This is a genomic window from Campylobacter sp. IFREMER_LSEM_CL292 (genome assembly GCF_025771615.1).
Lineage (GTDB): Bacteria > Campylobacterota > Campylobacteria > Campylobacterales > Campylobacteraceae > Campylobacter_D > Campylobacter_D lari_D.
In genome coordinates this window covers 1-2,942 of record NZ_JAKMQP010000026.1, presented here as the reverse complement: position 1 = coordinate 2,942, position 2,942 = coordinate 1, and the positions used below count along the sequence as shown (strand labels likewise).

The following is a 2,942-nucleotide window of genomic DNA, read 5'->3' as shown; positions in this document are numbered from 1 at the left end:
TATCAATTGGTGGTTCTATTGGGTCAATAGGTTTATTATCAATTGGTGGTTCTACTGGGTCAATAGGTTTATTATCAATTGGTGGTTCTATTGGGTCAATAGGTTTATTATCAATTGGTGGTTCTATTGGTGTAGGTGGTACTACAATTGGTGGTTCTATTGGTGTAGGTGGTACTACAATTGGTGGTTCTATTGGTGTAGGTGGGATTATAGGCTTAGGTGGATCTATTTCATTTAGATCTAAATTTGTATTTAGTATTACATTAGCAAAAGCACCTTTAATTTCAAAATGCCCTTGAGATTGTTTTAGAGCTTCTTCTTTCCATTTAATCAATTGCTCTTGATTTTTATTAATCTTATCTGCCAAATTCTTACTAGCATTAATCAACATATTCATATCTTTTTTCAAATCATCAAGATATTCATCATTTTTATTTGCCAAACCCTGGTTAATTAAATCCACATAATCATTATATTCTGCAATTTTATCATTAAGTTGTCCTTGATAAATAATCAATCTTTCGATAAAATTTTCTGTTTCTTGGATTAAAGGTTTTAAAGATCCACTAATAAATTTATTAAGAGAGATTTTACTTTCATCAATTAGTTTTAAAATATCTTGATATTTATTATATATATTTTTATATTCCACATCAATATTCTCTAATATCTCGCTTATTTTTTCTTGAGCATATAATGTTTTTAAAAAATCCAAACTTTGGCGTATGCTATCAGTTATTCCATAAATTATATCAGGGTTTTTTATATGAATTGAGTATTTACCATTAGATATAACATCAAGCATATCTTGCAAATCTTTAATACTAACCACATCATCTTTTTCCAATACAACATCCTCTGAAGGTTTTTCTATATCTATATTTATATCAGGTTTTTGTGCAAAGATTAAATTTCCATCTTCTTCGCGTAGTCCTTCTAATTTACCTAGTACTGCTTCTTTAAAATTTATATAACCATTTTCATCTGTATAGGTATAAATTTTCATTTTATCTGGTATTTCTTCTGCATTTGTCAATTCCCCTTCCTTATGATAAATATTAATATTATTTAAACCCGATGAGCTGTTTACAAATTTATATAAATAATTATTACTAATCAATTTTGAATCAGGCTGAAAATACATATAGATATTTGATAAAAGTCTGCTTTGGAAACTAAATAAAGTTCCAAAACCACTAGCAGCATGATTTCCTATAATATCCCCAAAAATATTTAAAGATATATTAGAATAATTTCCTTTAAGAATATACCCTGCAAATCCACCAGCATAACCTTTATAGTATTCTCCTATACCAGCATTACCATAAATATTTCCCACATTATTTAAAGATATATTAGAAAAATCCCCATAATTTATTTCACCTGCAAAACCTCCAGAATAGGTAGTAACTCCTTGGATTCCTATATTTTTTACATTATTTAGTGATATGTTTTGTATTTTTATAGTTGCATCTTTATATTGATTGTATTCATTGTTGATATATCCCACAAAACCACCAGCTCTATCTCCTTTGATATTTTCTATATTATTTAATGTTATATCATTAAATGTGCCATTAACTATATATCCGGTAAATCCACCAGCATATCTACTATTTTCTTTTCCTATATTTTTAATATTGTTTAATTCTATCTTTGAGAATACTGGATTTCTTGGATAAGATTGTTTATCTTTCCTGATAATACCCACAAATCCACCAACATGGTTAGCACTTATACCTTCTATTCTATTTAAAGATATATTACTAAATTCCGCATTGTTTATAATTTCCCCTGCAAATCCACCGGCATAAGCCGCAGAAGTTTTAATCCCTCCTAAATTATAATCTATTTTGATGTTTTTTATTCTTGCATCATGCCCTACTCGTCCAAATACACCAACATAATCTATTTTATCCTTTAAGATAGTTGTATCTATATTAATATTATTTAAAGCAAATCCTTGTCCATCAAAATTTTTAGCAAATACAATATCATATCCGATAATCATATTTGCACATCCATGTCCTGATATACAATAATTTGCATAGTTTTTATTTTCAAAATAAATATCATTTACCAATCTATAATCATTATTAAACCGAGCCACTGTTTTAGATTCGTTCCACATTTTCGAAAAATAAAACCAATCTAAATCAGATCCTATACCAATATATTTTTGAAAATCATCTGTAACCAATTTTTTATTGCCTAAATTTTCTATATTATTGTATTCTTGCGTTTTAAATTTATATATAGCATCTGTTATTTTAGAATCATAATAAGCAGATGTTGCTAACTCTCGTAATTCTCCTTTTTCATATGCACTAGCTACAATTCGATATGCCTTTATATTATCTAATAATATATCTATTTCATTACCAACCAAATTAACCATATTACCATTTGAATAAAGTGGTACGATACTACCTTCAACCTTAACTTTATTTCCTATAAGTAATATGTTATCGGAATTGATAGTCCCCATGTTTACTACATTACCCAATTTATTGGCTTTAAACACCGGTGAAAAAGCTGCACCTTTAGAAAAGAAATTTTTATAATCATTTTCATTTAAAGACGAAGTAGAAGCCACAAAGCGATTAGCATTGATAGTTCCTGTTTTAGTAATGATTACCCCATTAGGATTGATTAAAAAGACATTATTACCTTTTGCATTTAATACACCTTCTATGGTAGATTTACTTGTTCCATGAGCAATGTTTAGGTAGTTTTTATTAGAGCCATTAAAATTTACTTGTGCATCTTTACCTATACTAAAACCACCACCCCATTGGATAACAGAGTTTTTTCCATGTCCATTAATATTTAAGGTATTGTCATTTGGTTTGTTTATACTCCCACTAGTCCCATGAGTAAATTTACCCCCACTAGGTAAGTGATTTGGATTAAGTGGTTTATCTGCTGCCACCATAGGTGAT

General features: G+C 28.5%; 1 protein-coding gene. It reads right to left on the bottom strand.

Annotation, left to right across the window (positions count from 1 at the left end):
* Nucleotides 1-2,942, bottom strand: a 2,942-nt coding sequence (locus L8T82_RS07860; RefSeq protein WP_263726271.1) for a filamentous hemagglutinin N-terminal domain-containing protein, incomplete at both ends; no start/stop codon positions are given.